This window comes from Hydrogenophaga sp., from assembly GCF_050250835.1.
In the GTDB taxonomy this organism is placed as follows: Bacteria; Pseudomonadota; Gammaproteobacteria; order Burkholderiales; family Burkholderiaceae_C; genus Hydrogenophaga.
In genome coordinates, this window is sequence record NZ_JBFWNX010000019.1 from 16,060 (window position 1) to 42,619 (window position 26,560).

29 protein-coding genes are annotated in these 26,560 nt (G+C 67.2%); 19 read left to right on the top strand and 10 right to left on the bottom strand.

From position 1 onward, the window contains the following. The first annotated feature begins 185 nt into the window (after nt 1-185). A complete protein-coding gene (locus AB7F11_RS18735) occupies nt 186-797 on the top strand; it encodes a sigma-70 family RNA polymerase sigma factor (RefSeq protein ID WP_428290516.1) in 612 nt (203 codons plus the stop codon). Further along, complete coding sequence (locus AB7F11_RS18740; protein ID WP_428290515.1) at nt 794-1,024, top strand: zf-HC2 domain-containing protein; 231 nt, start codon at nt 794-796, stop codon at nt 1,022-1,024. The genes AB7F11_RS18735 and AB7F11_RS18740 overlap by 4 nt, the downstream gene beginning before the upstream one ends. 1 nt (nt 1,025) lies before the next feature. Here the strand turns inward: AB7F11_RS18740 and AB7F11_RS18745 are convergent, their stop codons facing one another. The 5 genes from AB7F11_RS18745 to nrtS form a co-directional block, all read right to left on the bottom strand. Next, on the bottom strand, nt 1,026-1,847 hold the full coding sequence (locus tag AB7F11_RS18745; RefSeq protein ID WP_428290514.1) for an AraC family transcriptional regulator: 822 nt from the start codon (nt 1,845-1,847) through the stop codon (nt 1,026-1,028). Between the two features lie 68 nt (nt 1,848-1,915). Beyond that, a complete protein-coding gene (locus tag AB7F11_RS18750) occupies nt 1,916-2,485 on the bottom strand; it encodes a carboxymuconolactone decarboxylase family protein (RefSeq protein WP_428290513.1) in 570 nt (189 codons plus the stop codon). Beyond that, nucleotides 2,482-2,718: a zf-HC2 domain-containing protein gene (locus AB7F11_RS18755; RefSeq protein ID WP_428290512.1), complete on the bottom strand. Its 237-nt coding sequence runs from the start codon at nt 2,716-2,718 to the stop codon at nt 2,482-2,484. Before AB7F11_RS18755 ends, AB7F11_RS18750 begins: the two co-directional genes overlap by 4 nt. Further along, nucleotides 2,712-3,350 carry a sigma-70 family RNA polymerase sigma factor gene (locus tag AB7F11_RS18760; RefSeq protein WP_428290511.1) on the bottom strand — a complete coding sequence of 213 codons (639 nt, stop codon included), beginning with the start codon at nt 3,348-3,350 and terminating at the stop codon, nt 2,712-2,714. The genes AB7F11_RS18755 and AB7F11_RS18760 overlap by 7 nt, the downstream gene beginning before the upstream one ends. Next, a complete protein-coding gene (nrtS, locus tag AB7F11_RS18765) occupies nt 3,347-3,571 on the bottom strand; it encodes a nitrate/nitrite transporter NrtS (protein ID WP_428290510.1) in 225 nt (74 codons plus the stop codon). The genes AB7F11_RS18760 and nrtS overlap by 4 nt, the downstream gene beginning before the upstream one ends. 352 nt (nt 3,572-3,923) lie before the next feature. Here nrtS and AB7F11_RS18770 point away from each other — a divergent pair, with 352 nt between their 5' ends. From AB7F11_RS18770 to AB7F11_RS18790, 5 genes are all read left to right on the top strand, one after another. Further along, on the top strand, nt 3,924-4,244 hold the full coding sequence (locus tag AB7F11_RS18770) for a DUF2282 domain-containing protein (RefSeq protein WP_428290509.1): 321 nt from the start codon (nt 3,924-3,926) through the stop codon (nt 4,242-4,244). 44 nt (nt 4,245-4,288) lie between these two features. Further along, nucleotides 4,289-5,263, top strand: coding sequence for a DUF692 domain-containing protein (locus AB7F11_RS18775; RefSeq protein ID WP_428290508.1), 975 nt, complete (start codon nt 4,289-4,291; stop codon nt 5,261-5,263). Further along, complete coding sequence (locus AB7F11_RS18780) at nt 5,260-6,030, top strand: DNA-binding domain-containing protein (protein ID WP_428290507.1); 771 nt, start codon at nt 5,260-5,262, stop codon at nt 6,028-6,030. Before AB7F11_RS18775 ends, AB7F11_RS18780 begins: the two co-directional genes overlap by 4 nt. Nucleotides 6,031-6,141: 111 nt before the next feature. Continuing rightward, nucleotides 6,142-6,627 carry a DoxX family protein gene (locus tag AB7F11_RS18785; RefSeq protein ID WP_428290532.1) on the top strand — a complete coding sequence of 162 codons (486 nt, stop codon included), beginning with the start codon at nt 6,142-6,144 and terminating at the stop codon, nt 6,625-6,627. Between the two features lie 25 nt (nt 6,628-6,652). After that, nucleotides 6,653-7,453, top strand: coding sequence for a YiiX/YebB-like N1pC/P60 family cysteine hydrolase (locus AB7F11_RS18790; protein ID WP_428290506.1), 801 nt, complete (start codon nt 6,653-6,655; stop codon nt 7,451-7,453). Between the two features lie 30 nt (nt 7,454-7,483). Here AB7F11_RS18790 and merR read toward each other — a convergent pair whose 3' ends face one another. Next, the gene (gene merR, locus AB7F11_RS18795; protein WP_428290505.1) at nt 7,484-7,897 is read right to left on the bottom strand and encodes an Hg(II)-responsive transcriptional regulator; all 414 of its coding nucleotides are present in this window, start codon (nt 7,895-7,897) and stop codon (nt 7,484-7,486) included. A 42-nt stretch (nt 7,898-7,939) separates the two neighbouring features. On the opposite strand from merR, the gene merT reads away from it, so the two are divergent. The 12 genes from merT to AB7F11_RS18855 all read left to right on the top strand — a co-directional run bounded on the left by merT (nt 7,940) and on the right by AB7F11_RS18855 (nt 22,497). Beyond that, entirely contained in the window at nt 7,940-8,311 is a 372-nt protein-coding gene (gene merT / locus AB7F11_RS18800; protein WP_428290504.1) for a mercuric ion transporter MerT, read from the top strand. Nucleotides 8,312-8,323: 12 nt separating this feature from the next. Then, nucleotides 8,324-8,608 carry a mercury resistance system periplasmic binding protein MerP gene (gene merP, locus AB7F11_RS18805; protein ID WP_428290503.1) on the top strand — a complete coding sequence of 95 codons (285 nt, stop codon included), beginning with the start codon at nt 8,324-8,326 and terminating at the stop codon, nt 8,606-8,608. After that, the gene (locus AB7F11_RS18810) at nt 8,605-8,826 is read left to right on the top strand and encodes a GDCCVxC domain-containing (seleno)protein (RefSeq protein ID WP_428290502.1); all 222 of its coding nucleotides are present in this window, start codon (nt 8,605-8,607) and stop codon (nt 8,824-8,826) included. Before merP ends, AB7F11_RS18810 begins: the two co-directional genes overlap by 4 nt. A 56-nt stretch (nt 8,827-8,882) precedes the next feature. Next, the gene (locus AB7F11_RS18815) at nt 8,883-9,239 is read left to right on the top strand and encodes a hypothetical protein (protein ID WP_428290501.1); all 357 of its coding nucleotides are present in this window, start codon (nt 8,883-8,885) and stop codon (nt 9,237-9,239) included. Nucleotides 9,240-9,341: 102 nt separating this feature from the next. Next, on the top strand, nt 9,342-10,709 hold the full coding sequence (locus AB7F11_RS18820; RefSeq protein WP_428290500.1) for a TolC family protein: 1,368 nt from the start codon (nt 9,342-9,344) through the stop codon (nt 10,707-10,709). 4 nt (nt 10,710-10,713) lie between these two features. Beyond that, the gene (locus tag AB7F11_RS18825; RefSeq protein ID WP_428290499.1) at nt 10,714-12,381 is read left to right on the top strand and encodes an efflux RND transporter periplasmic adaptor subunit; all 1,668 of its coding nucleotides are present in this window, start codon (nt 10,714-10,716) and stop codon (nt 12,379-12,381) included. Then, the gene (locus AB7F11_RS18830) at nt 12,378-15,548 is read left to right on the top strand and encodes an efflux RND transporter permease subunit (RefSeq protein WP_428290498.1); all 3,171 of its coding nucleotides are present in this window, start codon (nt 12,378-12,380) and stop codon (nt 15,546-15,548) included. Before AB7F11_RS18825 ends, AB7F11_RS18830 begins: the two co-directional genes overlap by 4 nt. Before the next feature lie 6 nt (nt 15,549-15,554). After that, the gene (gene selD, locus AB7F11_RS18835) at nt 15,555-17,837 is read left to right on the top strand and encodes a selenide, water dikinase SelD (RefSeq protein ID WP_428290497.1); all 2,283 of its coding nucleotides are present in this window, start codon (nt 15,555-15,557) and stop codon (nt 17,835-17,837) included. Between the two features lie 120 nt (nt 17,838-17,957). Further along, entirely contained in the window at nt 17,958-20,108 is a 2,151-nt protein-coding gene (locus AB7F11_RS18840; protein ID WP_428290496.1) for an FAD-dependent oxidoreductase, read from the top strand. 13 nt (nt 20,109-20,121) lie between these two features. Beyond that, entirely contained in the window at nt 20,122-21,168 is a 1,047-nt protein-coding gene (locus AB7F11_RS18845; protein WP_428300087.1) for a hypothetical protein, read from the top strand. 17 nt (nt 21,169-21,185) lie between these two features. Next, nucleotides 21,186-21,860 carry a TIGR04283 family arsenosugar biosynthesis glycosyltransferase gene (locus AB7F11_RS18850; protein ID WP_428290494.1) on the top strand — a complete coding sequence of 225 codons (675 nt, stop codon included), beginning with the start codon at nt 21,186-21,188 and terminating at the stop codon, nt 21,858-21,860. A gap of 7 nt (nt 21,861-21,867) precedes the next feature. Continuing rightward, nucleotides 21,868-22,497, top strand: a complete 630-nt coding sequence (locus AB7F11_RS18855) for a TIGR04282 family arsenosugar biosynthesis glycosyltransferase (protein WP_428290493.1) — start codon at nt 21,868-21,870, stop codon at nt 22,495-22,497. Here the strand turns inward: AB7F11_RS18855 and AB7F11_RS18860 are convergent. The 4 genes from AB7F11_RS18860 to AB7F11_RS18875 are packed head-to-tail and all read right to left on the bottom strand — an operon-like array spanning nt 22,484 to nt 26,552. Beyond that, nucleotides 22,484-23,095 carry a CDP-alcohol phosphatidyltransferase family protein gene (locus AB7F11_RS18860; RefSeq protein WP_428290492.1) on the bottom strand — a complete coding sequence of 204 codons (612 nt, stop codon included), beginning with the start codon at nt 23,093-23,095 and terminating at the stop codon, nt 22,484-22,486. The two genes, AB7F11_RS18855 and AB7F11_RS18860, sit on opposite strands and share 14 nt — an antisense overlap. Beyond that, nucleotides 23,088-23,735, bottom strand: coding sequence for an ATP-binding cassette domain-containing protein (locus AB7F11_RS18865; RefSeq protein WP_428290491.1), 648 nt, complete (start codon nt 23,733-23,735; stop codon nt 23,088-23,090). The genes AB7F11_RS18860 and AB7F11_RS18865 overlap by 8 nt, the downstream gene beginning before the upstream one ends. Before the next feature lies 1 nt (nt 23,736). Further along, on the bottom strand, nt 23,737-25,404 hold the full coding sequence (locus AB7F11_RS18870; protein WP_428290490.1) for an ABC transporter permease: 1,668 nt from the start codon (nt 25,402-25,404) through the stop codon (nt 23,737-23,739). Then, a complete protein-coding gene (locus AB7F11_RS18875) occupies nt 25,377-26,552 on the bottom strand; it encodes an ABC transporter substrate-binding protein (RefSeq protein ID WP_428290489.1) in 1,176 nt (391 codons plus the stop codon). Before AB7F11_RS18875 ends, AB7F11_RS18870 begins: the two co-directional genes overlap by 28 nt. Nucleotides 26,553-26,560 lie beyond the last annotated feature (8 nt).

The following is a 26,560-nucleotide window of genomic DNA, read 5'->3' on the forward strand; positions in this document are numbered from 1 at the left end:
CGGTGCGCCGTGCACCCGTGGCAGGGTCGCCCTGCATCACAGCGCTTCCGGCCGCGGTTGGAAGCGTTTTTTTCTGGATAGGGTCCGGGGGGAACTGTAAGACGCGAGACTGCTAGAGCGACTGTGTGGGACCACCACCTGCCTTGTTCCAGCGACGGCGTACTTCAACCCAGGAGACCAAGACCATGGACACCGCTACGGGCCTTCATGCAAACCAACCCAGCACCCCCTCCACACCGCCGGGCGATCCGTGGACACCGCTGCGCCAGCGTCTGGTCCGGCACGCGCGCCTGCTGGTGCACGAGCCAGCGCTGGCCGAAGACCTGGCGCAGGAGACCCTGATGAGCGTGCTGGAGAGTCCGCAAGCCCACCGCGGCGATGCCTCGCTCACCACCTGGGCCACCGCCATCCTGAAGAACAAAATTGCCGACTGGTACCGCTCGCCCCACCAGCGCCGCCGGGTCTACAACGCCAGCGACGAAGAGGAAGCCGACCCCGCCGAAGGACAGTTCAACGAACAGGGCGGGTACCTGGAGCCGGTTCCCGCCTGGCAACAGCCCGAAGGCCGGGAGGCGCAGCGTCAGATCATGTCCAGCCTGGAGGCCTGCTTGCGCCATCTGCCACCGCAGACCGGACGCGTGTTCATGATGCGCGAATGGCTGGGATTCGAAACCTCCGAAATCTGCGAACGGCTGGGGCTGACTGCTGACAACTGCCGCATGGTGCTGCACCGCGCACGCATGGGCCTGCGCCAATGCATGACATCCCATGGCCACACTGTCCGGAGCGCCACATGAACATTTTTCACTCCTGTGAGCGGGCGGCAGAACTCATGTCCCAGGCACTGGACGAACCCCTGGACCTGGCCGACCAGATGCGGCTGCGCATCCACCTCAAGATGTGCGGCAACTGCCAGGAGGTGGAGAAGCAGATGGCCACGCTTCACGCGCTGGCACCTCAGCTGGGGCTGCTCGATCTGGACATGAGCGACGAACGCGAGCCGCCCGTGTCGAACACACCTTGAGTCAGACTGGCTGCGCCGTCCACGCACCCGGCGCCATGCCGATCTTGCGCACGAAGGCGCGAGAGAGTGCGCTGGCACTGCCGTACCCCACTTCCAACGCCACCTGCTTGATGGCCACCCCGCGCGCCAAAAGCCGCTGCGCCGTCAGCACACGCCAGGAGGCCAGGTAGTCGGCCGGGGTCTGCCCCGTCACTTCGCGAAAGCGCTCGGCAAACCGGGCGCGCGACATGCCAGCGCGGTGCGCCATGCCGGGCAGATCCCACTGCAGTTGCGGCGATTCGTGCAGGGCCGCGAGCACCGGACCGATCCGTGCGTCCGCCAGCCCCGCCAGCGTGCCGCCCTGCGTCAGACCCTGGGCCATGCAGTGGCGCAGCAGACGGACCATCAGCACCTCGCACAGTCGGTCCAGCACCCCTTGGCGACCGGGGTGTTCGTGGAACGCCTCGTCGAACATCAGGTCCAGCAAAGCGTCCACCCCGGGCAACTGGCTCAGAGACACCATGACCAGATCCGGCAAGGAGGCGGTGATCGGGTTGATGCCAGAGCCACCGAACTGCACCGTGGCACACACCACGTCCGCTCCGGCCCCGTCGTCGGCCACCAGGCGGTGCTGGTCGGGTCGCGGCAGGAACATCAGCGTGGGCTCGGTCACCGCAAACCGACGTCGTGTCACGCCCCGCACCTGCACGTCGCCGCTGCGGATCAGGTGCAGGTGCCCGCGCTGGGTGTCGCGCTCGAAATCGTGAATGCCACAGATGTTGCCGGTGTAGAAAACACCCGCGTGCAGGGAAAAGCTTTGGAGCAGGCTGGCCAGAGGATCCATGTTCAGATGGTACGTCCGGTCAATCAACCATCAACATCAGGCACCATTCGTATCCATTGCGGGTCAAGTCAAGTGCCATCTGGCGCCTGGGATGCTGCATCCAGGAAGGCCAACAAGGGCGCATAGCCCGTGTCCTTGAGGCCCTGCCCGCGGGCGACAAACACCTCGGGCGAACCCTTCACCCCATGCCCTTCCAGCAGCCGGTTCATGAAGTTGAACAGGCACACTGTGAGCACGGCATCGTGCAGGGCGGCTTCGCTCCAACCGGCGGCAAACACTGCCTGCGCATCGGCTTCGGTCATGCGCGAGGGCTCCAGCGTGAGCTTGCGCGCGTAGCGCAGCAGCGGCTTGAGCCGCTCGTCCACGTCGGCGCTGTCAATGTCGGTCAGCAGACGCTCCAGCACCCCGGCTTCCAGCCCGAACGCCCTGGCCGTCTCGGCGTGCACGCCAAAACAGTACTGGCAGGCATTGAGTCCGGAGACGTAAGCGGCGATCAGTTCTTTGTGGCGCGGCTCCAGCAGCCCCTCGTTGCGCAACGCGGCGGTGTGGAACTCGACCAGGGCCCGGCCCGCTCTCGGATTGAGCGTCAGGATGTGGCGAACGCCCGCGTCCTCGGGCAGTGATTTGAAGAAGCTCATGGGTGCTTGCTTTCGTGGTTCTGGGTGTTTGCGGTGCCAGGTTCTTCGATCACCTCGTCCAGGCGCTCTGAATAGGCCTTCATGGCCTTGCGTAGAAAAGGCACCTGCAAGCTGAAGTTCTTGCAGCCGTCGCACATCATCAGGTGCAGGTTGAGCGACATCTTCTCGACAACCGAGAGCTTGCGCTCCTGGGATTCGGACACCAGGCGGGTCACTTCGCGGCAATTCAGCATGTTGCACCTCCCCGGGCAAACCAGCGGTCTTCCAGACACTCCCGCAGACGCAGGCGCGCACGGTGCAGCATCACATTGAGGTTGGTCGGGGTGATGCCCACCTCGCTGCAGATCTCGCGCGACTCCAGGCCCACGTATTCACGCATCATGAACACCTTGGCTTGTTGGCCTGGCAGCCCCTCCAGGCACAGCTCGAACACCTTCCAGAACTGCTTGTCGTGCAGGGTTTCGGTCGGATTGCCCCAGGTCGCGGGGCGCTCGTCTGCCTCCCACATGCCCCGGCCATTGAACAGCTCGGAGAGGTCGGCCTCTTCGTCGGCATCGCCCACCGGCTGGTGGATCGAAACCTCGCGCTGCCGCTGGCGCAGCCGCAGGATGTCGGTGATCTTGTTCTTCAGGATAGCGAAAACCCAGGTCTTGAGACTGGCCTTGCCAGCGTAGGCCGCGGTGTTCCTGAAAGCACCCATCAGGGCCTCCTGCACCGCGTCTTCGGCCAGTTGCGGGTCCCCCAGCTGAAGAGAAGCGAACTTGACCATCTTGCCCCGCAGCGCGCTCAGCTCGGCCGGATCAATCTCCTGAGCCTGAGACGCGCCGTCCTGCACATCGGCTGCCTTTGTCTTGCTGGCGCTCATGGTGCAGCCTTGTTCGACAGTTGATTGCGCGCTGCGCTGTAACTGGACACCGCGTAGGGCACCAGGAAATTCAGTAACACGTGTCCCCAGGCGATGGGTCCGCCCGAGAAAAACGCCTCGCCCTGGTTGATCAGGTTGAGCACACAGCCCACGACCAGCGAAACACGCAGCGCGCCCACCACGATGGGCCGTGAAAACACCGTGCCTAAAAACCTTTGCATCAACGGCTCCATATGTAGGGTGGTGTCTGACGCCCTGTACAGGCGCGCAGACGCTGGCCGCGATTCTCGTACAGAACGCCCGGCGTCCGGGCGCAGCGCACAGCGGCGTCCACCGAAATAGCTTGCAACCCATACCCGAACTCCATGTGTGTTGACAGACTTGGTCGCCGAGCGCGCGTTATTCATTACACGGTTCAGCCGTCTCCCATCACCAAGTCTCATCACCCGTGTGCGCTGAAAGAAAACTTCGGCGACTCGGTGTAAGGATCGCCCAAACGGAGGCGACTACATCCCTGCAAGCTCATCTTGTGGGCGAGCACCTTCCAACCTCAATCCCTTTCAGGAGAACACCATGAGCTACAGCATCACCCGCCGCAACGCCGCCCAGATCGCCTCGGGCGCAGCCCTTGCCCTCGCCATGGGCGCCGCCCTCACGCTGGCCGCCAGCCCGGCCGTCGCCCAGAGCGCCGACAAGGAGAAGTGCTTCGGCGTCGCCCTCAAAGGCAAGAACGACTGCGCTGCCGGCCCCGGCACCACCTGCGCCGGAACATCCAAGGTGGACTACCAGGGCAACGCCTGGTCGCTGGTGCCCAAGGGCAGCTGCGAGAAGACCGCATCGCCCAAGTCGCCCACCGGGTTCGGCCAGCTCAAGGAATTCAAAGAGAAGGCCTGATCGCTTCGCGTGAACGACGGACACCAGAACCAGGAGCCGACGCCATGAGCCACCGCGCTGCCTCGACCACCGCCTGCGTTCCGCCGATCACGCTGACGGACCACAGCCCACCCGATCGCTGGCCCCTGCCGCATCGGGCGGGGCTGGGCCTCAAGCCCGAACATTTCACGCACATTCACGAGCACCAGCCCGATGTCGGCTTCTTCGAGGTGCATGCGGAAAACTACCTCGTGGCCGGTGGCCCGCTGCTGCAACACCTCACCCGCATTCGTGAAAGCTATCCACTGAGCATCCACGGCGTGGGCCTGTCCATCGGCGGCGAAGACCCGCTCGATACCACCCACCTGGACGCCGTGGCCTGCCTGCTGGAGCGCTTCCAGCCCGCCGTTTTCTCCGAACACCTTGCTTGGTCCAGCCACGGCGGCGTGTTCTTCAACGACCTGCTGCCCCTGCCCTACAACCTGCCCACGCTGCAACGCGTGTGCGAACACATCGACCAGGTGCAAAGCCGCCTCGGGCGCGCCCTGCTGCTGGAGAACCCGTCCACCTACGTCGAGTTCATCAGCTCGACCTGGAGCGAAGGCGACTTCCTGCGCGAAGTGATCCACCGCACCGGCTGCGGCCTGCTGCTCGATGTCAACAACGTGTATGTCTCCAGCGTCAACCACGGGCGCGACCCCCGACGCAGCCTGTGCGAACTGCCCTGCCATGCCGCGGGCGAAATCCACCTCGCGGGGTTTGCCGAAGACCTCGACGCCGCCGGCGACCGCCTGCTGATTGACACCCACGGCACGCCGGTGGCCGAGGCGGTCTGGGCCCTGTACGACGCCGCGCTGGCGATCACTGGACCGTTGCCGACATTGATCGAGCGAGACAACGATCTCCCTTCCTTCGAGGTGCTGCGTCAGGAGGCTCGCTTGGCCGACATGCACTTGTCGGCCATCGCCCCCGCCACCGGCCGCGCCAAACCTTGCCCCCGGACCAAAACCCGCTACGCGGCGGCACAGGAGGTTGCATGAGCGTGCAACACACCTGGGCGCAGTCCCTGCTGGATCCCTCGCAATCACCACCCGCAGGCCTCACCACCTGGAACCACAGCGATCCCTCCAAGCGCTTGGCGGTGTACCGCAACAACGTGCTGGTCTCGCTGGTGGACGCGCTGGCCCACACCTTCCCGGTGACGCAAGAACTGGTGGGAGAAGACTTCTTCCGCGCCATGGCCCAGGTCTTTGTGCGCGCCCACCCGCCCCGCACCCGCGTGCTCGCGCACTACGGCCAGGCGCTGCCGGGGTTCATCGCCCAGTTTCCGCCCGCCACCGGTCTGCCCTACCTGGCCGATGTGGCACAACTCGAATGGCAACGCCTGCAGGCCCTGCATGCGGCCGACGCCAGCGCCATGGAGCCCGCCGCCATCGCCATGCTGCTGGGTGACGCCGCGAGCTTGCCTCAGGTGCATTGGCAACCGCATCCGAGCCTGCACCTGCTGCGCTCGCCTCATGCGGCCGTCTCGCTCTGGGCTGCCCACCAGGCCGACAGCGGCCTGGCGCTGGAACACATTGACACCACACGGGCCGAATCGGCCCTGGTGTTTCGCAGCGTGCTGAACGTGATGGTGCTGCAGGCCGATGCCGGCTTGGCCGCCCTGACAGCCGGCCTGCTTGACAACGCCCCCTTCGGCGCAGCCATCGCCCAGGCCTTGAGCGCCGACCCCGCTTTCGACCCCGCGCAGGCCATGGCCGTGCTGATCCGCCACGGGTTGCTGGTCGGCGCCCGGCACCCGCACTGAACACCGGCACAGACCCCGTTTCGCCACTCACAACCTCTTTCAGCCACAACAACCCAGGAGACCGCCATGAACACCCTCACCACTTCCCAAGGTACCGACACCAACGGCCTGATGTCGCGCCTGAGCGCGCTGCTGCGCACCGTGCACGGCATGATGGGCCACCTGCCCAACACGCTGCTGGCCTTCATCGCCCGCTTCTCCATCGCCGCCGTGTTCTGGAAATCGGGCCAGACCAAGATCGAAGGCCTGGCCATCGACATCGTCAGCGGCGAGTTCACGCTGGGCATGCCCCGACTGTCCGACAACGCCGTGTTCCTGTTCAAGGAAGAATACAAATTGCCCATCCTGTCGCCAGAACTGGGCGCGACGATGGCCGCGCTGGGCGAACACATCCTGCCCATCTTCATCCTGCTCGGCCTGGCCACCCGCCTGTCGGCGCTGGGCCTGCTGGGCATGACGATGGTGATCCAGCTCTTCGTCTACCCCGACGCCTACGCCACCCACGGCACCTGGGCCGCCGTGTTGCTCTACCTCATGGTCCACGGCCCGGGCAAGCTGTCGATCGACGCCTGGATTGCCAAGCGCTGCGCCGGCTGACCCGACCAACAAGCCGGAGCCGATCATGGGCACGGTGTCTGGCTGGTTCGGCTCGCAACTGGCCCGTTACCTCTCCGCCGAGGTGCACCAGCATGGCAGCGCGCCGCCCACCCGGGCGGACCGGCTGCTGGCGACCCTGCAACCGGGCGATGTGCTGCTGGTGGAGGGCCACAGCCGCTTCAGCACCGCCATCAAATACCTCACACAATCGACCTGGTCGCACGCGGCCTTGTACGTGGGCAGCGAGGCACTGGTCGGCACCGGCGCCCCACCCGGACATTGTTTCGTGGAAGCCGATGTGAGTGACGGGGTGCGCACGGTGGGGGCCGCGCTGTTTGAGGCCTATCACACCCGCATCTGCCGACCGGTCGAACTGCGGGCCGAAGAGATCACACAGGTCGTGGGCTACGTGATTGCGCGTCTGGGCCACCAGTACGACCTGCGCAACGTGTGGGACCTCGCCCGCTACCTGTTGCCCACGCCACCCGTGCCACAGCGCTTTCGCCGACGCATGCTGTCGCTGGGCAGCGGCGACCCGACCCGCGCCATCTGCTCGACCCTGATCGCCCAGGCCTTCCAGTCGATCCGCTACCCCATCCTGCCGCTGGTCAGCACCACCAGCCGCGACAGCCCGGACTGCCCCGCCTGCGTGGAAGAGATCCTGCAGCTGCGCCACCACAGCCTGTTTGCGCCCCGGGACTTCGACGTGTCACCCTACTTCGCCGTGGTCAAGCCGACGCTGGCGCAGGGCTTTGACTTTCACAGTCTTCAATGGCAACCCGGTGCCGACGAGGTTGGTCCGGTCAGCACGCTGGCCAGTCGGTAAATGTCAACAGCACAAACTGCGTTTCGCTGTTCAGGCCTGCCCGTCCCGGATCGATGCGATCAACGGGCAACGCACACGCCCACGCGTCGATCCGCAGCGCGCCACCAGATCGGCCAGCACCTGCTCGATGCGCTGCAGGTCTGCGAGACGGGCGCGCACATCGGCCAGCTTGCGCTCGCCCTGTTCGCGTGCCTCGCCACAATGCGATCCATCTTCCAGCTTGAGCAGTTCCGCCACCTCGTCCAGGCTGAAACCCAGGCGTTGCGCGGATTTGATGAAGCGCACCCGCGCCAGATCAGCATCGCCGTAGCGCCGAACTCCACCCTGAGGCCGCGCAGGTTCGGGCATCAGACCTTTGCGTTGGTAGAAGCGGATGGTCTCCAGGTTGACCCCGGCCGCCTCCGCCAGGACGCCGATGGTGAAGACCGGGGAAACAGCTCGCATGGCACTTGACTCCGTACTTGAGTACAGCCTTAAGCTTACGCCATGAATACCGATCACCCCAGCACATCACAAGAAAAGTCCGGCCTGTGGGCTCTGCTGACCGGAGGCCTCGCGGCCTTGTTCGCATCGGCCTGCTGTCTCGGCCCCTTGGTGCTGATCACCCTCGGCGTCTCCGGTGCCTGGATCAGCCGGTTGAGCCAGCTCGGGCCGATGCAGCCGGTGTTTCTGGCCGCCGCAGTGGTGGCGCTCGTGCTCGCATGGCGTCGCATCTGGCGCCCTGCCGCGGTTTGCTTGCCAGGCCAGGTGTGTGCCCGTCCAGCCGTCAAGCGCGTTTACAGGCTGTTGTTTGCCGCGGTGGTCGCCCTGCTCACCATCGCGTTGGTATTCCCGTTCATCGCCCACTGGTTTTACTGAAAGGCCCCTCCAATGACCAAGATTGGGATCACGCTGGTACTGTGCCTGGCGGCAGGACCGGGTATCGCAGCGCCACAAACCGTCACCCTGTCCATTCCCACCATGGACTGCCCGGTCTGCCCCATCACCATCAAGAAGGCGCTGACACAGGTCACAGGTGTGAGCCAGGCCCTGGTGAGCTACGAGCGGCGCGAAGCCACGGTGACGTATGACAACGCACGCACCACGGTTGAAGCGCTGACGCGAGCGACCGCGCAAGCGGGATACCCCTCCACCTTGTCCGGGCGCCAACCATGAGCGCGGTCGAACTGATCTCGATGCTCACCTGTCCCCATTGCGGACACGGCAAAACCGAAACCATGCCCATCGATGCCTGCCAATGGTTCTACGAATGCGAACAGTGTCATGAGGTGCTCAAGCCCCTGCCCGGCGACTGCTGCGTGTACTGCTCCTATGGTTCGGTTCCCTGCCCGCCGATACAGGCCAATACCGATGGTTGCTGCAACGGCGCTTGATCGGCATCAACAACCGATTGCCACAGAGCCGGTGTCACCCGCCTAGAATCCCGAACATGCGTTTCCTTCTCGCCCTGCTGCTGTGCCTGGCCATTCCCTTGCAGGGATGGGCTGCAGGCCGGGGTGAGCCAGCACCGTGCCCGATGGCGGCCACGATGGCGATGCATGCGTCAGCAGGCCATGGCGACATGCCTGTTGCATCCGGCGACTGTTGCAACGACGCCGCCACCGCCGCCTTGACCGGCAAGCTCTGCAAGACCGGGCAAGAATGCCAAACGCCCACCGGTGGGTTCGTGGCCCCGGCCCAGGCCGCCGTGTACCCCTTGCCAGCGGCCGCTGTTCCAGCGTTCTTCACCTCTGCTCCTTCATTGGGCGCCTCCGCCAGCGTCTGGCGCCCTCCCACCCTTCTCTGACTCCGTTGATCCGGACCGTGCGCCGCCATGCGGCGCCGTCTGCGTCGTGGCCGCGTGCATGTTGCTGCAGGCGGCCGGGTTCATTCCTCATGGAGCAGAGACATGCCATCCCCTTTTGCGGCCGCAGGCCGCACCGTGTATCCGGTCGTTCGCGGTCGGCGCTCGAAATCACCCTTCATCCCGCTGGCCGTTGCGCTCTGCCTGGCCGCACCCGGCTGGGCATCGGGCGCTGAACCCCTGAGCCTGCAGGCCGCCGTGCACGCGGCACAGGTGCGCTCCCAGGCACTGAGCGCGCAGGACGCTGCGGCCCGCTCGGCACGCGAAGCCGCCGTGGCAGCGGGTCAGCGCCCGGACCCGGTGCTGCGGTTCTCGATCAACAGCTTGCCCATCGAAGGCGACAACCGCTTCAGCACATCGGCCGAGCCCATGACCAGCAAGGCCGTCTCTTTGATGCAAGCGTTCCCCGCCGAGAGCAAGCGCCAGGCTCGTTCGCAGCGCCTGGAGCGCGAAGCCGAGGTAGCCCTGGCCACGCGGGCGGTGCGCGCGGCCAACCTGCGGCGAGACACGGCCATCGCCTGGTTTGAACGGCAAGCGCAGGAGAAGCGCGTCGCCCTGCTGCGGGCGCAGCTGAACGAAAACCGCCTGCAGCTCCAGGCCGCCGAAGCGGCCACCCGCGGCGCTCTGCCCGCTGGCGCCAACAGCGCCTCGGTGGACTGGCTGAATGCGCGCGACGCGGTCGCCCAGGCGCAGCAAGCCCTGCTGGGCGCTGAGGCCAGCCTGGTCAACGCACGCCAGGCGCTGGCCCGCTGGACGGGTGAGACGCCCGACCGGCCCTTGGGTGATGCGCCCGCGCTGGCGCCCTTGGCACTGTCGGCCACGGGCTTCGCGCCCCACCTGCAGCAACACCCGGACCTGGCCTTGGCGAGCGCGCGCCTGGCCGCCGCCGAGGCCGACGCCGAGCTGGCCCGACAGGATCGCCAGCCCGACTGGAGCGGCGAGCTGATGTTCAGCCACCGCCGCCCGCGCTTCGACAACATGGTTTCGCTCGCGGTGTCGGTGCCGCTGCAATGGGACCGTGCGCAGCGCCAGGACCGTGTGCTGGCCGCGCGCCTGGCGCGCGTGGACGAACTGCAGGCCGAGCGCGAAGAGCGCTCGCGCGGGGCGCTCGCCGAGACCGAGCGCTGGCTGGCGGCCTTGCAGGCCGGTCTGGAGCAATCGGCACTGATCGACAGCGCGCGTTTGCCATTGGCGCGCCAGCGCGTGGACCTGGCGCAGGCGGCCTACCGCGGCGGCAACGCCCGGCTGGGCGATGTACTCGCGGCGCGCCGCATGGCCCTGGCCCTGGAGATGGAGCGCGTCGACTTGCAGCTCTCGACCGCGCGCCTGTGGGCCCGGCTCGAATACCTCCTGCCTGTCGCTTCACCCCCAGGTGCTGCACCCGTCGACCCGACCGCCACCACAAAGGAATGACACCATGAAAACATCCACCTGGATCGGGCTGACGGCTGTCGCCCTGGCCACCTTGACCGCCGTCGGCTACGGCGCCTGGACCGTTGGCATGAATGCCGGCATGTCCATGGCAACACCCCAGGGAGCACCCGCCGACGCCGGCGCGGCCACCCCTTCCACACAAGACCCCAGCGGCTGGACGATCACGCAAGGCTTCGAGGCCACCGAACGCCACATGCGCGAGGGCCTCAAGGCCGGGGATGTGGACCCGATGACGGGGCTGAAAATCCTGAATTACCACGACCCCATGGTCCCAGGCAAGAACTTCGACGCGCCGGGCAAATCACCCTTCATGGACATGCTGCTGGTGCCCCGCTACGCCGGCGGCGGTGCTGCCGACACCGGTGGCGTCAGCGTGAGTGCCCGCGTGCAACAAAACCTCGGGCTGCGCACGGTGGCAGTGACCGAAGGCCAGCTCGACAGCGCGGTGTCGGTGGTCGGCAACGTGGCCTGGAACGAACGCGACCAGGTGCTGGTCAGCGCTCGGGCGCTGGGTTTTGTCGAACGCCTGCACGTGCGCGCCGCGCAGGACCGGGTTGCAAAGGGTGCACCATTGGCCGACATCTACGTGCCCAGCTGGGTGGCGGCGCAGGAAGAGTATCTGGCCGTGGCCCGCATGGCCGAACAAGACCCCCAGTTGGTGTCCCTGCGCGATGCCGCTGCACAGCGCATGCGCCAGGCGGGCATGAGCCCGGTGCAGATTGATCGTGTGGTGAACAGCGGCAGCCTGCAGCCCCGTTTCACGCTGACCGCACCCCTGGATGGCGTCGTCACGGAACTGATGGTGAGCGAAGGCGCAACCGTGATGCCAGGCATGGCCCTGCTGCGGCTGCAGGGCACGGGCACCGTCTGGGCCGAAGGCCAGGTGCCCGAGAGCCAGGCCGCCCAGCTCACCACCGGCGCATCCGTCAGCGCCACCAGCCCGGCCGCCCCAGGCCAGACCTTCACCGGGCGCCTGCAGGCGCTGCTGCCCTCGGTCGACCCGGCCACACGCACGATCAAGGCACGGCTGGAACTCGCCAATCCCCAGGGCCGGCTGGTGCCGGGCATGTTTGTGCAGATGCGCTTCGCCAACCCCGATGCGAGGCAGGTTTTGCTGCTGCCCAGCGACGCGGTGATCCACACCGGACAGCGCAGCGTGGTGATGCTGGCTGAAGGTGACGGCCGTTTCTCGCCGGTCGAAGTGCGCACCGGTCGCGAAGCGGGCGATCAGACCGAGATTCTGCAAGGTCTGCAGTTGGGGCAAAAGGTGGTGCGTTCGGGCCAGTTCCTGATCGACTCCGAAGCCAGCCTCAACGGCTTTCTGGCGCGGCTGAGCCCTCCGACAGAAGCTGCGATGGACAAAGCGGCAGCGATGCCCGAGAAGGCTGGCGCCGTATCGCCAACCGCGCACCAGACGCCCGCCAAAGTCAAGGCGGTCGATGGCGACACCGTCACGCTGAATCACCCGGCCATACCGGCGCTCAAATGGCCGGCCATGACCATGGATTTCCGGTTGCCACCAGCAGACCAGCGGCCGAAGCATCTGTCGGCAGGCCAGTCGGTCCAGATCGAATTTGAGATGCGCGACGGTGACGTGCCGCAGATCACGCGCATCGAACCCCGCACCGCAGCCACCGGAGCGAAACGATGATCGCGCGCCTGATCCACTGGAGCATCGCCAACCGCTTCCTGGTTCTGATGGCCACGGTGATGATCACCGCCTGGGGCGTGGTGTCGATGCTGCGCACGCCTCTGGATGCGCTGCCCGACCTGTCGGACACCCAGGTCATCATCCGCACCAGTTGGCCCGGGCAGGCGCCGCAGCTGGTGGAAAACCAGGTCACCTACCCACTGACCACCACCATGCTCTCGGTGCCCGGCGCCAAGGCGGTGCGCGGGTTCTCGATGTTTGGGGACAGCTTTGTCTACGTGCTGTTCGACGACGGCGTGGACCTGTACTGGGCGCGCTCGCGGGTGCTCGAATACCTGAACCAGGTGCAGTCCCGGCTGCCGGCCACGGCCAAATCGTCACTCGGCCCCGACGCCACAGGCGTGGGCTGGATCTACCAGTACGCGCTGATCGACCGCAGCGGGCGGCAGGACCTGGCCCAGCTGCGCTCGCTGCAGGACTGGTTCCTGCGCTTCGAACTCAAGACGGTGCCCGACGTGGCCGAGGTCGCCAGCATCGGCGGCATGGTGCGCCAGCACCAGATCGTGCTCGACCCAGACAAACTGGCGACCTACGGCATCACGCAGCAGATGGTGGGTGATGCCGTGGCGCGCGGCAACCAGGAGGCCGGCGGCTCGGTGCTGGAGCTTGGCGAGGCCGAATACGCGGTGCGTGCCAACGGCTACCTGAAAACCCTGGACGACTTCCGGGCGCTGCCGCTGAAGACCACCGACGCCGGTGTGTCGGTGCGGCTGGGCGACGTGGCGCGCGTGCAGATCGGGCCCGAAATGCGGCGCGGCATCGGTGAGCTCAATGGCGAAGGCGAAGCGGTCGGCGGGGTGGTGGTCATGCGTTCGGGCAAGAACGCTTTGCAGACCATTGAAGCGGTCAAGGTTCGGCTGGCCGAATTGCAGCGTGGCCTGCCCGAGGGGGTGGAAATCGTGCCCGTGTATGACCGCTCTGGCCTGATTCAGCGCGCTGCCAACAACCTGGGCATCAAGCTGCTGGAGGAGTTTGGTGTGGTCGCCCTGGTGTGCGCGCTGTTCCTGTTTCACCTGCGCAGCGCCCTGGTGGCCATCGTTTCGCTGCCGCTGGGCATTCTGGTGGCCTTCATCGTGATGCAGCAGCAGGGCGTGAACGCCAACATCATGTCGCTCGGCGGCATCGCCATCGCCATTGGCGCCATGGTGGACGCGGCGGTGGTGATGATCGAAAACGCCCACAAGCACCTGGAGCGCTGGGCGCACGAACACCCGGGCGAGACGCTCGAAGGCGAGCCGCGCTGGCAAGTGATCGGCCACGCGGCGGCGGAGGTCGGCCCCGCCTTGTTCTTCTCGCTGCTGATCATCACCCTGAGCTTCATCCCGGTGTTCACCCTGCAGGCGCAAGAGGGGCGGCTGTTTGCGCCACTGGCCTACACCAAGACCTACGCCATGGCGGCGGCCGCCGGTCTGGCGGTCACCTTGATTCCGGTGCTGATGGGTTACCTGGTGCGCGGCCGCATTCCCGAAGAGACCGCCAACCCGCTCAACCGCGGACTCATCGCGCTGTACCGGCCGGTGCTGGATGCCGTTCTCAAGGGGCCGAAGCGCACTCTGCTGGTGGCCGCCGTGCTGCTGGGTTTGAGCGTCTGGCCGCTACAGCACATCGGCGCCGAGTTCATGCCGCCGATGGACGAGGGCGACCTGCTCTACATGCCGACCGCGCTGCCCGGTCTGTCGGCAGCCAAGGCCACCGAACTGCTGCAACTGACCGACCGCCTGATCAAGACCGTGCCCGAGGTGGCCAGCGTGTACGGCAAGGCGGGCCGCGCCGACAGCGCCACCGACCCGGCACCGCTGGAGATGTTCGAGACCACGATCCAGTTCAAGCCGCGCGAGCAATGGCGCGCGGGCATGACACCAGACAAACTGGTGGACGAACTCGACCGCACCGTGCGCGTGCCCGGCCTGGCCAACATCTGGGTGCCACCGATCCGCAACCGCATCGACATGCTCGCCACCGGGATCAAGAGCCCGGTGGGGGTGAAGGTGGCCGGCGCCGACCTCGCCACCATCAACCGCCTCACGCAGCAGATTGAAACGGTGGTCAAGGGCGTGCCCGGTGTCACCAGCGCGCTGGCCGAGCGCCTGAGCGGTGGGCGCTACATCGACGTCGACATCCGCCGCGACGAAGCGGCGCGTTACGGTCTGAACATCGCCGACGTGCAGGACGTGATCTCGGGTGCGGTGGGCGGCATGAACATCGGCGAGACCGTGGAAGGGCTGCAGCGTTATCCGATCAACCTGCGTTACCCGCGCGACGCGCGCGACTCGCTCGCAGCACTGCGCGAGCTGCCCATCGTCACACCGCGCGGCCAGCGTCTGGTGCTGGCCGACGTGGCGCGCCTGAGCATCGCCGACGGTCCACCCATGCTGCGCAGCGAAAACGCACGCCTGGCCGGGTTCGTCTATGTGGACATCCGCGACCGCGACCTGCGCGGCGCCGTGCTGGACATGCAAAAGGCAGTGGCTGAGCAGGTGAATTTGCCGGCTGGCTATTCGGTGTCGTGGTCGGGCCAGTTCGAGTTCCTGGAGCGCGCCAGCGCCCAGCTCAAGCTGGTGGTGCCGTTCACGCTGCTGGTGATCTTCCTGCTGCTCTACCTGACCTTCCGCCGCCTCGACGAAGCCCTGCTCATCATGGCCACGCTGCCCTTCGCCCTCATTGGCGGCATCTGGCTGCTCTGGACCCTGGGGCACAACCTGTCGGTGGCCAGCGTGGTCGGCTTCATCGCGCTGGCCGGCGTGGCGGCCGAGTTCGGCGTGATCATGCTGCTGTACCTGAAGCAGGCCTGGGCCGCGCGGCTGGCCAAAGGGCTGGACACCGACACCGACCTGCTCGACGCGATCCGCGAAGGCGCGGTATTGCGCGTGCGGCCCAAGGCGATGACGGTGGCGGTGATCGTGGCCGGCCTGCTGCCCCTGTTCTGGGGCGCGGGGGCGGGCAGCGAGGTGATGCAGCGCATCGCCGCACCGATGGTGGGCGGCATGCTCAGCGCACCGCTGCTGTCCATGCTGGTGGTGCCGGTGGTTTATCGTCTGATGCGCAGACCCAAGCGACAAGTCCAGCTGGGTTTGACGACCCAGGGCACCCCAACGCCATCCAACTGACCCTTCATGCAAGCCTCCGAACAACCCATCCTGCGCGACCTGGTCCTGGTCGGCGGTGGCCACAGCCACGTGGTCGTCTTGCGCATGCTGGCCATGCAGCCCGAGCCCGGCCTGCGCATCACGCTGATCTGCACCGACATCGACACGCCCTACTCCGGCATGCTGCCGGGCTATATCTCGGGCCACTACCGCTTTGACGATGTGCACATCGACCTGGGCCGCCTGGCGGCCTTCGCCGGGGCGCGCTTCATCCACGGCGAGGTGACAGGTCTGGACCGCGCCAACCAGCGCGTGCAGCTGCGTGACCGGCCTGCCGTGCCCTACGACCTGCTCTCCATCAACACCGGCTCCACGCCCAACATGCGCCAGATCAAGGGCGCACAGGCGCACGCGGTGCCGGTCAAGCCCATCGCCCAGTTCAACCAGCGCTGGCTGCACCTGCTGGCGCGCGTGCGCGAGTTGCACCGCCGTTTCACGATCGCGGTCGTGGGCGGCGGTGCGGGCGGGGTGGAGCTGGTGCTGTCCATGCAGTACCGGCTGCGCAACGAGCTGCAGAAACTCGGCCGCAACCCCGACCTGCTGCACTTTGTGCTGCTCACGGCGGGCGACACCCTGCTGCCGACACACAACCCCGGGGTCCGTGCCCGATTTGTGCGCGTGCTCAAGGAGCGCCATGTGGCCGTGCACACCCGTGCGGAAGTGAATCAGGTCTCGCCCGGCTGCCTGCACACACAGGACGGCCGCACCTTCGACGCCGATGAAACGATGTGGGTCACCCAGGCCGGCGGACCGGCCTGGCTGCAAAGTACCGGCCTGGCGCTGGACGAACACGGCTTCATCCAGGTCAACGACCGGCTCCAGACGCTGGACGACCCGAAGATCTTCGCCGCGGGCGACGTGGCCTCGTTCAGCCGCCGTCCGCTGGAAAAGGCCGGTGTGTTCGCGGTGCGCATGGGCCCGCCGCTGGTGAAAAACCTGCGCCTGGCCTTGCGTGGCCAGCCGCTGGTGGTCTACCACCCTCAACGCAGCTGGCTGGCGCTGATCTCCACCGGCGACCGCTACGCCGTGGCCTCGCGCGGCTGGCTCGGCTTTGCTGGCGCCTGGGTCTGGACCTGGAAGGACAGCATCGACCGCCGCTTCATGCGCAAATTCACCGAGCTGCCCGCCATGGCGCCCGGTACCGCGGCATCGGCCGCACCGGCCAGCCTCGCGCTCAGCGCCGAAGAATCGCGCCAGGCCATCTCGGCCATCGCCATGCGCTGCGGCGGCTGCGGCGCCAAGGTGGGTGCCAGCATCCTGAGCCGCGCGCTGGGCAGCCTGCAGCCGGTCGAGCGCGACGACGTGCTGATCGGTCTGCACGCCCCCGACGACGCCGCCGTGGTGCGCGTGCCGCCGGGCAAGGCGATGGTGCACACGGTGGACTTCTTCCGCAGCTTCATCGACGACCCCTACCTGTTCGGCAAGGTCGCGGCCAACCACGCCCTGGGCGACATCTTCGCCATGGGCGCCGAGCCCCAGTCCGCCACCGCCGTCGCCAACGTGCCGCCGGGCCTGGAAGCCAAGGTCGAAGACCTGCTGTTGCAGATGATGACCGGCGCGGTCGAGGTGCTCAACGCCGCCGGTTGCGCCCTGGTCGGCGGCCACACCGGCGAAGGCCGCGAGCTGGCACTGGGCTTCGCCATCAACGGCCTGATCGACGACAGCATGGAAGGCGTCCTGCGCAAGGGTGGCATGTTGCCCGGTGACGTGCTGCTGCTGACCAAACCCATCGGCACCGGCACCCTGTTCGCCGCCCACGCGCGGCATTTCCCCAAAGGCCGCTGGATCGATGCGGCGCTGACATCGATGGTCGTGTCCAACCAGGCCGGCGCTCAGATTCTGCGGGCGCACGGCGCCACCGCCTGCACCGACCTGACCGGCTTCGGCTTGCTCGGGCATCTGGTGGAAATGACGCGCCCCTCGGGCGTGGACGCCGAACTGCAGCTGAGCGCCCTGCCCTTGCTGGACGGCGCCGTGGAATGTGTGCAGGCCGGCATCGTCAGCTCGCTGCAGCCGGCCAATGTGCGGCTGCGCCGCGCCTTGCGCAACGCCGACGCCTTTGTGAACGACCCGCGCTACCCGCTGCTGTTCGACCCGCAGACGGCCGGTGGACTGCTGGCCAGCGTGCCGGCCGACCGGGCGGCCGACTGCATCCGGGCCCTCAAGGCCGCGGGCTACCCGCAGACCGCCGCCATCGGCCGCATCAGCGGTGCGTCGGACGCGCTGGAGCCCGTGGTGCTGACGCCCTGACGCGCCGGCCCAGCGCCACGGTGATTGCAAGCAACTGTAAGGACCCGGGACATCGCAGCGACTGAGGTTCAAGTCGGCAGCACATCGTTGCCAGATTTCGCCCCCAAGAACCACGTCCCCATGAAACGAATCCTGATCCTTGCCACCGTCGTGCTGCTGGTGGCCGCCTATTTCGGGCTGGGGCTGAACCGGTACCTGACCCTCGCCGCCGTGCAGGAGCGCCTGGGGGAATTTGAAGCCATGCGTCAGGCGGCCCCTGTCGCCACGGCGCTGGGCTTCTTTGGCCTGTATGTGCTGGCCACCGCCTTGTCCCTGCCCGGCGCGGTCATCCTCACGCTGGCGGCGGGCGCCCTGTTCGGCTTGGTGGCCGGCACGCTGATCGTCTCGTTCGCCTCCAGCGTGGGCGCCACGCTGGCGTTTCTGGCCTCGCGCCACCTGCTGCGCGACGGCGTGCAGGCGCGCTTTGGCAACCGGCTCAAGGCCATCAACGACGGCATGGCCCAAGACGGCGCGCTGTACCTGTTCACGCTGCGCCTGATTCCGGTGTTCCCGTTTTTCCTGGTCAACCTGCTCATGGGCCTGACCCCGATCCGCACCGGCACCTATTACGCGGTCAGCCAGCTGGGCATGCTCGCGGGCACCCTGGTCTACGTCAACGCCGGCACGCAGCTCGGCCAACTCAACAGCCTCTCGGGCATCCTCTCGCCCGGCGTCCTGCTTTCTTTTGTCCTGCTCGGAGTGTTTCCCATGATCGCCAAGTCCGCCCTCGGTTTTCTGCAACGTCGCCGGGTGTATGCCAAGTGGCAGCGCCCCAAGACCTTTGACCGCAACCTGGTGGTCATCGGTGGCGGCGCGGCGGGTCTGGTCACTTCTTACATCGCGGCGGCCGTCAAAGCCAAGGTCACGCTGGTCGAGGCGCACAAGATGGGCGGCGACTGCCTGAACTACGGCTGCGTGCCCAGCAAGGCGCTGATCAAGTCGGCCAAGCTGGCCACCCAGATGCGCCGCGCCGACCACTACGGCCTGGAGGCCGCCACCCCCGCCTTCAGCTTCAGGCAGGTGATGGCGCGGGTGCACAAGGTCATCAGCGAGGTGGCGCCACACGACAGCGTGGAGCGCTACACCGGGCTGGGCGTGGAGGTATTGCAGGGCCGCGCCCGCATCGTCGATCCCTGGACGGTCGAGATCGCGCTCAACGGCGGCGGCACCCAGCGCCTGACCACGCGCAGCATCGTCATCGCCGCCGGTGCCCGCCCCTTCGTGCCGCCGCTGCCCGGCCTGGACGATGTGGGCTACGTCACCAGCGACACGCTGTGGGACGAGTTCGCCCAACTTGACGCGCCCCCGGCCCGCCTGGTGGTGCTGGGCGGTGGACCGATCGGCTGCGAGCTGGCGCAGAGCTTTGCGCGCCTGGGCTCGCAGGTGACCCAGGTGGAAATGGCGCCGCGCATCATGATCCGGGAAGACGAAGAGGTCTCGGAACTGGCGCGTGACTCGCTGGTGCGCGACGGTGTGGATGTGCTCACCGGCCACAAGGCGCTGCGCTGCGAGCGCGAGGGCGAACGCAAATTCATCGTGGTGGAGCACCAGGGCCAGGAAAAGCGCATCGAGTTCGACGCGCTGCTGTGCGCGGTCGGCCGCGTGGCGCGGCTGCAGGGCTACGGTCTGGAAGAGCTGGGCATCCCCACGCAGCGCACGGTGGTGGTCAACGAATACCTCGAAACGCTGTACCCCAACATTTTTGCCGCGGGCGACGTGGCCGGGCCGTTCCAGTTCACCCACACGGCCGGGCACCAGGCCTGGTACGCCGCCGTCAACGCCCTGTTCGGCAGCTTCAAGAAATTCAAGGTCGATTATTCGGTGATCCCCTGGGCCACGTTCATCGAGCCCGAGGTGGCGCGTGTGGGCCTGAACGAACAGGACGCGAAGGAAAAGAAGATCCTTTACGAGGTCACGAAATACGGCATCGACGACCTGGACCGCGCCATCGCCGACGGCTCTGCGCACGGCTTCGTCAAGGTGCTGACCGTACCGGGCAAAGACCGCATTCTGGGCGTGACCATCGTGGGCGAACATGCCGGCGACCTGCTGGCCGAGTTCGTGCTGGCCATGAAACACAGCCTGGGATTGAACAAGATCCTGGGCACCATCCACACCTACCCCACGCTGGCCGAGGCCAACAAATACGCCGCTGGGGAATGGAAACGCGCCCACGCGCCCCAGGGCGTGCTGGCCTGGCTGGGCCGCTACCACGCCTGGCGCCGAGGCTGAAAGGAAAACCACCATGGCCAAGACACCCGCCCCGCAGGTCCATCTGCAACTGCCCGACGGCCCTGAACGCGACGCCCTGCGCGCCGGTCTGCTGGCCCTGCAATGCATCCCGGTGAACCTGCCGCCGCCGGGTGCAGCGCTCACAGAGCAGCTGGAACACCTGGCGCAGGACCCCAGGGCGGTGGTGTTCCTGGACATCTCCAATGCCCTGCCCAGGGTCACTCACCGGTTCGACCGCATCCTCAAGACCTGGCCCCAGGCCCTGAAGGCCCGAACGGTGCTGACCCGGCTGGCCGCCGGGCACGTGAGCCCCGCCGACCGCACCTGGGTGCAGTCGCTGGGGTTTGCCGACCTGATCGCTTCGTTCGAAGACCACGCGCCTGCATCGCCCTTGCGGCGATCGCTGGACATGGTCGCGGCCACCGTGGGCTTGCCTGCGCTGGCGGCCGGGGACCTTGACCGCTACCTGCGCGCCGTCCCCACCGCGCCGTCCAGCCTGTCGCCCCGCGCGCTCATCCGCGCTCGCACAGGACTTGAAGCCGAGGCGCTGGCGGACCTGCTGCAGTTCAAGCTCGACATCCGCGACCGCAGCTACCACCTCAAGAAGTACCCCGCCTGTTTTCTCGCGACCGAGGCGGTGGCCTGGATGGGCTCGCATTTCAAACTGGGGCGCGCGGAGGTGATCGAAGTTGGCGTGGCCTTGCAGACCCTGGGCCTGCTCTACCACGTAGCCCACGAACAGGCTTTTGCCGACGAGGACCTGTTCTTCCGGCTGCGCGCACCGGCCCAGTTGCCCAACGTGAACCTGGGGCTGGTCCTGCAGACCCTGCGCGATCGATTGGTGGTGGTGGACCGCAGCTACCTCGGCAAGGACTACCCGAGCTGCTGGATCGGCCAAGAGGCGGTCGATGCGCTCTGCGCCAAACGCAACATCACGCGCCATGAGAGCCAGCTGATCCTGCACCGGCTGATGCAGTTCGGGTGCTTTGAACACGTTGTCGGCGAACATGGTTTCATCGACGGCAACTTCTTCTACCGGTTCAACGAAGGCCTGGCCTGAACCGACATCACGCACCGATGCGCTGTTCCATCATCGTTCCCATGCTCAACGAAGCGCAGGGCTTGCCTCGCCTGCTGGCGCGGCTGCGCGCGCTAGAGCGCCAGGGATGCGAGGTGCTGATCGTGGACGGCGGCAGCGACGACGGCGGTGCTGAGCGGGCTGCGCAGGCTGGGTTTCGGGTGCTGTCGTCGCCGCGGGGGCGCGCCCGGCAAATGAACCAGGGCGCCGCACACGCCACAGGCGACGTGCTGCTGTTCCTGCACGCCGACACTCAACTGCCTGACGGCGCCCTTGTCACCCTCCGCCGAGCACTGCAGCGGTCCGGCGCGCCCTGGGGCCGGTTCGACGTGGTCATCGAGGGCCGCCACCCCATGCTGCGCGTGGTGGCCTGGCTGATGAACCTGCGCTCGCGCTGGACCGGCATCGCCACCGGCGACCAGGCGATCTTCGTCACACGCGAGGCCTTCGACACCGTGGGCGGCTACCCCGACCAGCCCCTGATGGAGGACATCGAACTGTCCAGCCGCCTGCTCCATCGCGCCCGCCCGGTGTGCATTCGCGACCGTGTGCAGACCTCGGGGCGCCGCTGGGAAAGCAGGGGCGTCTGGCGCACCGTGCTGCTGATGTGGCAACTGCGCTGGGCCTACTGGCGTGGCGCACCGGCCGTGCAGCTGGCACAACGTTACCGGTGACCGCCTCATGGCCGATGAACCCCGCATCGTCATCTTCGCCAAGGCACCCGTGGCGGGCCTGGCAAAGACCCGGCTGATCCCGGCGCTGGGTGCACAGCGGGCGGCCCGACTCGCTGCCAAGATGCTGAACCACGCGGTGGAACAGGCCCTGGCCAGCGAGGTCGGTCCGGTGGAGCTGTGCGTGACGCCAGCGCCGCAAGACCCGATGTGGGCCGGGCGGTTGCCCAGGCATGCAGCGTTGACCTTCAGTGACCAGGGCGATGGCGATCTGGGCGAGCGCATGGCGCGGGCCGCACGGCGCACGCTGGAGGCCGGTCGGCCGGTGCTGCTGATGGGAACCGACTGCCCCGCCCTCACCGCAGAGCGCCTGCGCTCCGCCAGCGAGGCCCTGATGACGAGCGATGCCGTCATGATCCCGGCAACCGATGGCGGCTATGTGCTGCTGGGACTGCGACGTTTTGCCGTCAGCCTGTTCCATGACATCGCATGGAGCACCGAGCACGTGGCAGCAGCCACGCGAGATCGGCTTTGCGCCCTGGGTTGGCCCTTGAACGAAAAGGCACCGCTACACGACATCGACGAGCCCGATGACCTGCGTTGGCTCCCGACCGACTGGGACGGCGTTAGTCGGGTCTGAACACCTGCATGCCCGTGGCGATGCGCGTGAGGATCGTGAGCGCGCACAAGGCGGAAAACCCATAGGCCAACACACTGAACGCTTCAGGCCACAGGCACATCAGCACGAACACCGTGATGGTTTCTGTGCTCTCGGAGAGCCCCCCCAGGTAGTAGATGCCCTTGCCAGCGTACGCGACGCTTGACAGCCCTCTTTGAGCGGCCAGCACCGCAAAAGCCAGAAAACTGCTGCCCGTACCGACGAACGAAAACAGCAACACAGTGGAAGCGAGGGCATGCTGCTCTGGCTTGGCGAGCGCGAACGCCATCGGAATGGACGCATAGAAAAGAAAATCCAGGGCGATGTCGAGGAACGCGCCTCGGTCCGTGGGCTGTGTCAATCGGGCCATGGTGCCGTCCAGCCCATCGGCAAGGCGATTCAGAAAGATCGTGATCAAGGCCCACTGAGACATCCCCAGAGCGATCAACGGCACTGAAAGCAGCCCGATCACAAAGCCCACCCAAGTGAGGTGATCGGCCTTCAATCCCCAGTTCAACAGCCGCAAGGCAACGGCTTGCAGCGGGGATTTGAGTCGCTGGTTGAGCGTTGCGTCAAACATGCTGGGCCTGCCACTGGTGAATGTCCATGACCCGCCCACCCTGAGGCACATCGCCTGGGTCGTGGGTGACCAACAGGGTAGGAATGCCTTGACGCGCGATTTGCTCGAACACCAGCTCGCGGAACTGCACACGCAAACTGGCGTCGAGCTTGGAAAATGGTTCGTCCAGCAGCAGCGCACAAGGCTCGGCCAGCAGCGCCCGCATCAAACTCACACGGGCGCGCTGCCCGCCCGACAATGTGGCGGGGTCGCGGTCGTGGAATCCGGCCAGACCGATGTCCTGCAACGTCTGCTCCACCCGGGCGCGCCGCGCGGCAGCGCTACCCACCGCGCCCGGCAAGGCAAAGGCCAGGTTCTGCCCCACGCTCAGGTGCGGAAACAGCAGGTCGTCCTGGAACAGGATGCCGATGCCCCGCGATTCCACCGGCAGGCCATCGCGCCGCTGGCCGTCCAGCCACAGCTCGCCACTGGCCTGGAAAGCGGGGTCGAGATCGCCCACCAGCCAGTTCAGCAAGGTGGATTTGCCCGAGCCCGAGGCGCCGGTGATGGTCGCCACGGCACCAGCCTCCACCCGCAGGTTCAGGTTCGTGACCAGCGCCAGGCGGCCCTGCGCAATGGTGAGGTTCTTGATGTCCAGCATGTCAGCGAAGTCCTTTGCGGCAACGACCCGCCCATTGGGCCATCAGCGCAGCGAGCCCGAAACCCAGCAGCGGCAAGGCGATCTGCAGCAGCGCCTGCACCGCCAGCACGCGGCGGTTGCCGCCGGCGCTCAGGCCCACCGCCTCGGTCGTGACCGTCACAAACCGACCACCGCCCGCAAACAGCGTGGGCAGGTACTGCGCCACGCTGACGGCAAAGCCGACCGCCAGCGCGGCCAGGATGGGCTTGATCAGCATCGGCCACTTCACGCGCAGACAGGCCCCCAGGGGGGACTGCCCGAGCGCGCGCGCGGTGGTCATGAGGCGGCGGTCAAAGGCGCGGTAGGGGCCGACCAGCGTGAGCACCATGTACGGCAGCACCCACAGCAGGTGGCTCCAGACCAGGCCGGCGGCGGTGCCGTCGCCCTGCAGGCGCAGCAGCGCGGCGTACTGCGCCGCCACCAGAGGCAGCGCGGGAATGATCAGCGGCACATACAGCACGGCGTTGAAGCGCTGCGGCCCCCACTCCAGCCAGACCAGGGTGGCCGGCAGGCACAGCAGCGTGGCGGCAGCCGCCAGCCACAGCGTGGTCCAGAACGGTGCCCAGTCGGCCTGCATCCAGGTGCGCAGCGACAAGGCGTCGGGCCACAGTGCCGGGAAGAACCAGGTGTCGGCCAGCGACCACAGCACCAGCACCGCCACCACCGCATAGCCCACCAGATACAGGGGCTGGTGCAGGCCCAGCCGCGACGCTGTTGCCGCTGGCTTTCGTTCGCCCGCCGGGTAGGCCGCGCGCCGCGCGATCTGCCGCCAGGCCCACCGCGCACCACCGGCGATCAGCAGGAACAGCCCCAGCAGCACCAGCGAAGCCGCCGCCCCTTTGGCCTGCGTGGCCGCATCGGGGTCGGTCAGCCACTGCCAGACCAGCACGGCCAGTGTGGGTGGCGTGCTCGGCCCCAGGATCACCGCCATGTCCACCACCGACAGGCCATAGGCGAGCACCGCCGCCAGCGGCCAGCCCAGGCGCGGCAGCAGCTGGGGCCACAGCACATGACGCCAAGTCTGTGCGCGGTTGTAGCCCAGGGATCGGGCCACCACCATGTGCCGCTGCACCGTCTGCTCGCCCAGCACCGCCACCAGCACCCAGAGCAGGAACCAGCTTTCTTTCAAGCCCAGCGCCAAGGCCAGACTCAGCGCAAAGGGGTCCTGCACCGTGGTCCATGGCGGCGGCTCCAGCCAGCCCAGCAACGGCGCCACCGCCCGCACCAGCCAGCCGGACGGCGAGAGAAGGAAAAAAAGCCCGACGGCAAACGCCGCGTGGGGCACCGACAGCAGCAAGGGCAGCCGCCGCTGCAGCGCCAGCCAGCGCGGCCCCGGATACAGCGCGGTGGCCAGCCCGGCCGCCAGTCCCACCCCCAGCGCAGTGCCCAGCCCGGCAGACAGCAGGGTCGCGCGCAAGGCCTGTGGCCACTGGGTGTCGGCCCACAGCGACTGCCAGACCGCCAGGTCCAGGGCCGGCACGAGCGCCCAGTACAGGCCCGGCAGCATGGGGCCGAGGATCAGCGCCACCGGCAGCGCCGCCAGCCAGACCGGCGACAAACGCCGTCGGGCTCCCGAAGAGCCGGGTGGCGAGCTGCGCCGGATCAGCGGGAACCGTAGCGCTTGAGCCACTCGGTCTCCAGCGCCTCCACCCAGCTGGCGTGGGGCTCGGCCAGCGTGGGCACGGCCTCGGCCAGTGCACCGGGCGCGGTCTTGCGCATGGCGGCCTGGGTGGCGGACGGCAGCTTGTTCACGTCCAGCACGCTGCCATCACCCCAGACGGTGATGTCGGCCTTGCGGGCCTGGGCCTCGGGCGACAGCAGGAAATTGGCCACCACCTGAGCGCCCGCCGCCGCCTTGGCGTTGACGGGGATGCCGACGAAGTGCACGTTGCCAATGGTGCCGCCGGTGAAGCCGAAGCTGTAGGCGGTGGCGGGCAGCTGGCGCGTGGCAATCAGGTTGGCGGCCTCGTTGGGGTTGAAGGTCAGCGAGAGCTTGAGCTCGCCGTCGGCCAGCATGCGGTGCATCTCGGCCGCACTGGCGGGAAAGGCCTTGCCACCGCGCCAGAGCTGCGGGTGCAACTGGTCCAGGTACGCCCACAGCGGCGCGGTCGAGGTGTTGAAGCTGGCGGGTGTGACAGGCACCTGCAGCACCTTGCGATCCGGGGCCAGCTCGATCAGCGCCTGTTTGACGAAGGTGGTGCCGTGAAAGTCGGTCGGCTTGGGGTAGCTCACCCGACCCGCGTTGGCCTTGGCAAAGGCCAGCAAGTCTGCGGCCGAACGGGGCGGCACGGGTGTCTTGGCCTTGTCGGCGATGAAGGTCAGCTGCGCGGTGCCCCAGGGCGCCTCATAGCCGTCGGTGGGCACCGAGAAATCGCTGCGCACCGGCTTGTTCAGGTCGACCGCGCCCCAGTTGGGCAATGCTTCGGCCCAGGGACCGAACAGCAAGCCGCCTTGCTTGAGGTTGCGGAAGTTCTCGCCGTTGATCCACATCAGGTCGATCGAACCATCGGTGCGGCGCCCGGCTGCCACCTCGGTCTGCACCCGCTTGACCACCTCGGCCGTGTCCGTCACCTTGACGTGACGAAGCTCCACGCCATAGCGGCTCTTGACCTGCTGCGCCACCCAGCCGATGTAGGCATTGGTTGCCTCACTACCGCCCCAGGCGTTGAAAAACACAGTCTGGCCTTTGGCATCGGCCTCGGTCTTGGCCCAGTCGGCGCTCGCGGCCAAAGGGAACGACAGGCTGAGGGCCAGGGTGGTCAGGGGAAACCATTTCATGCGTGAAC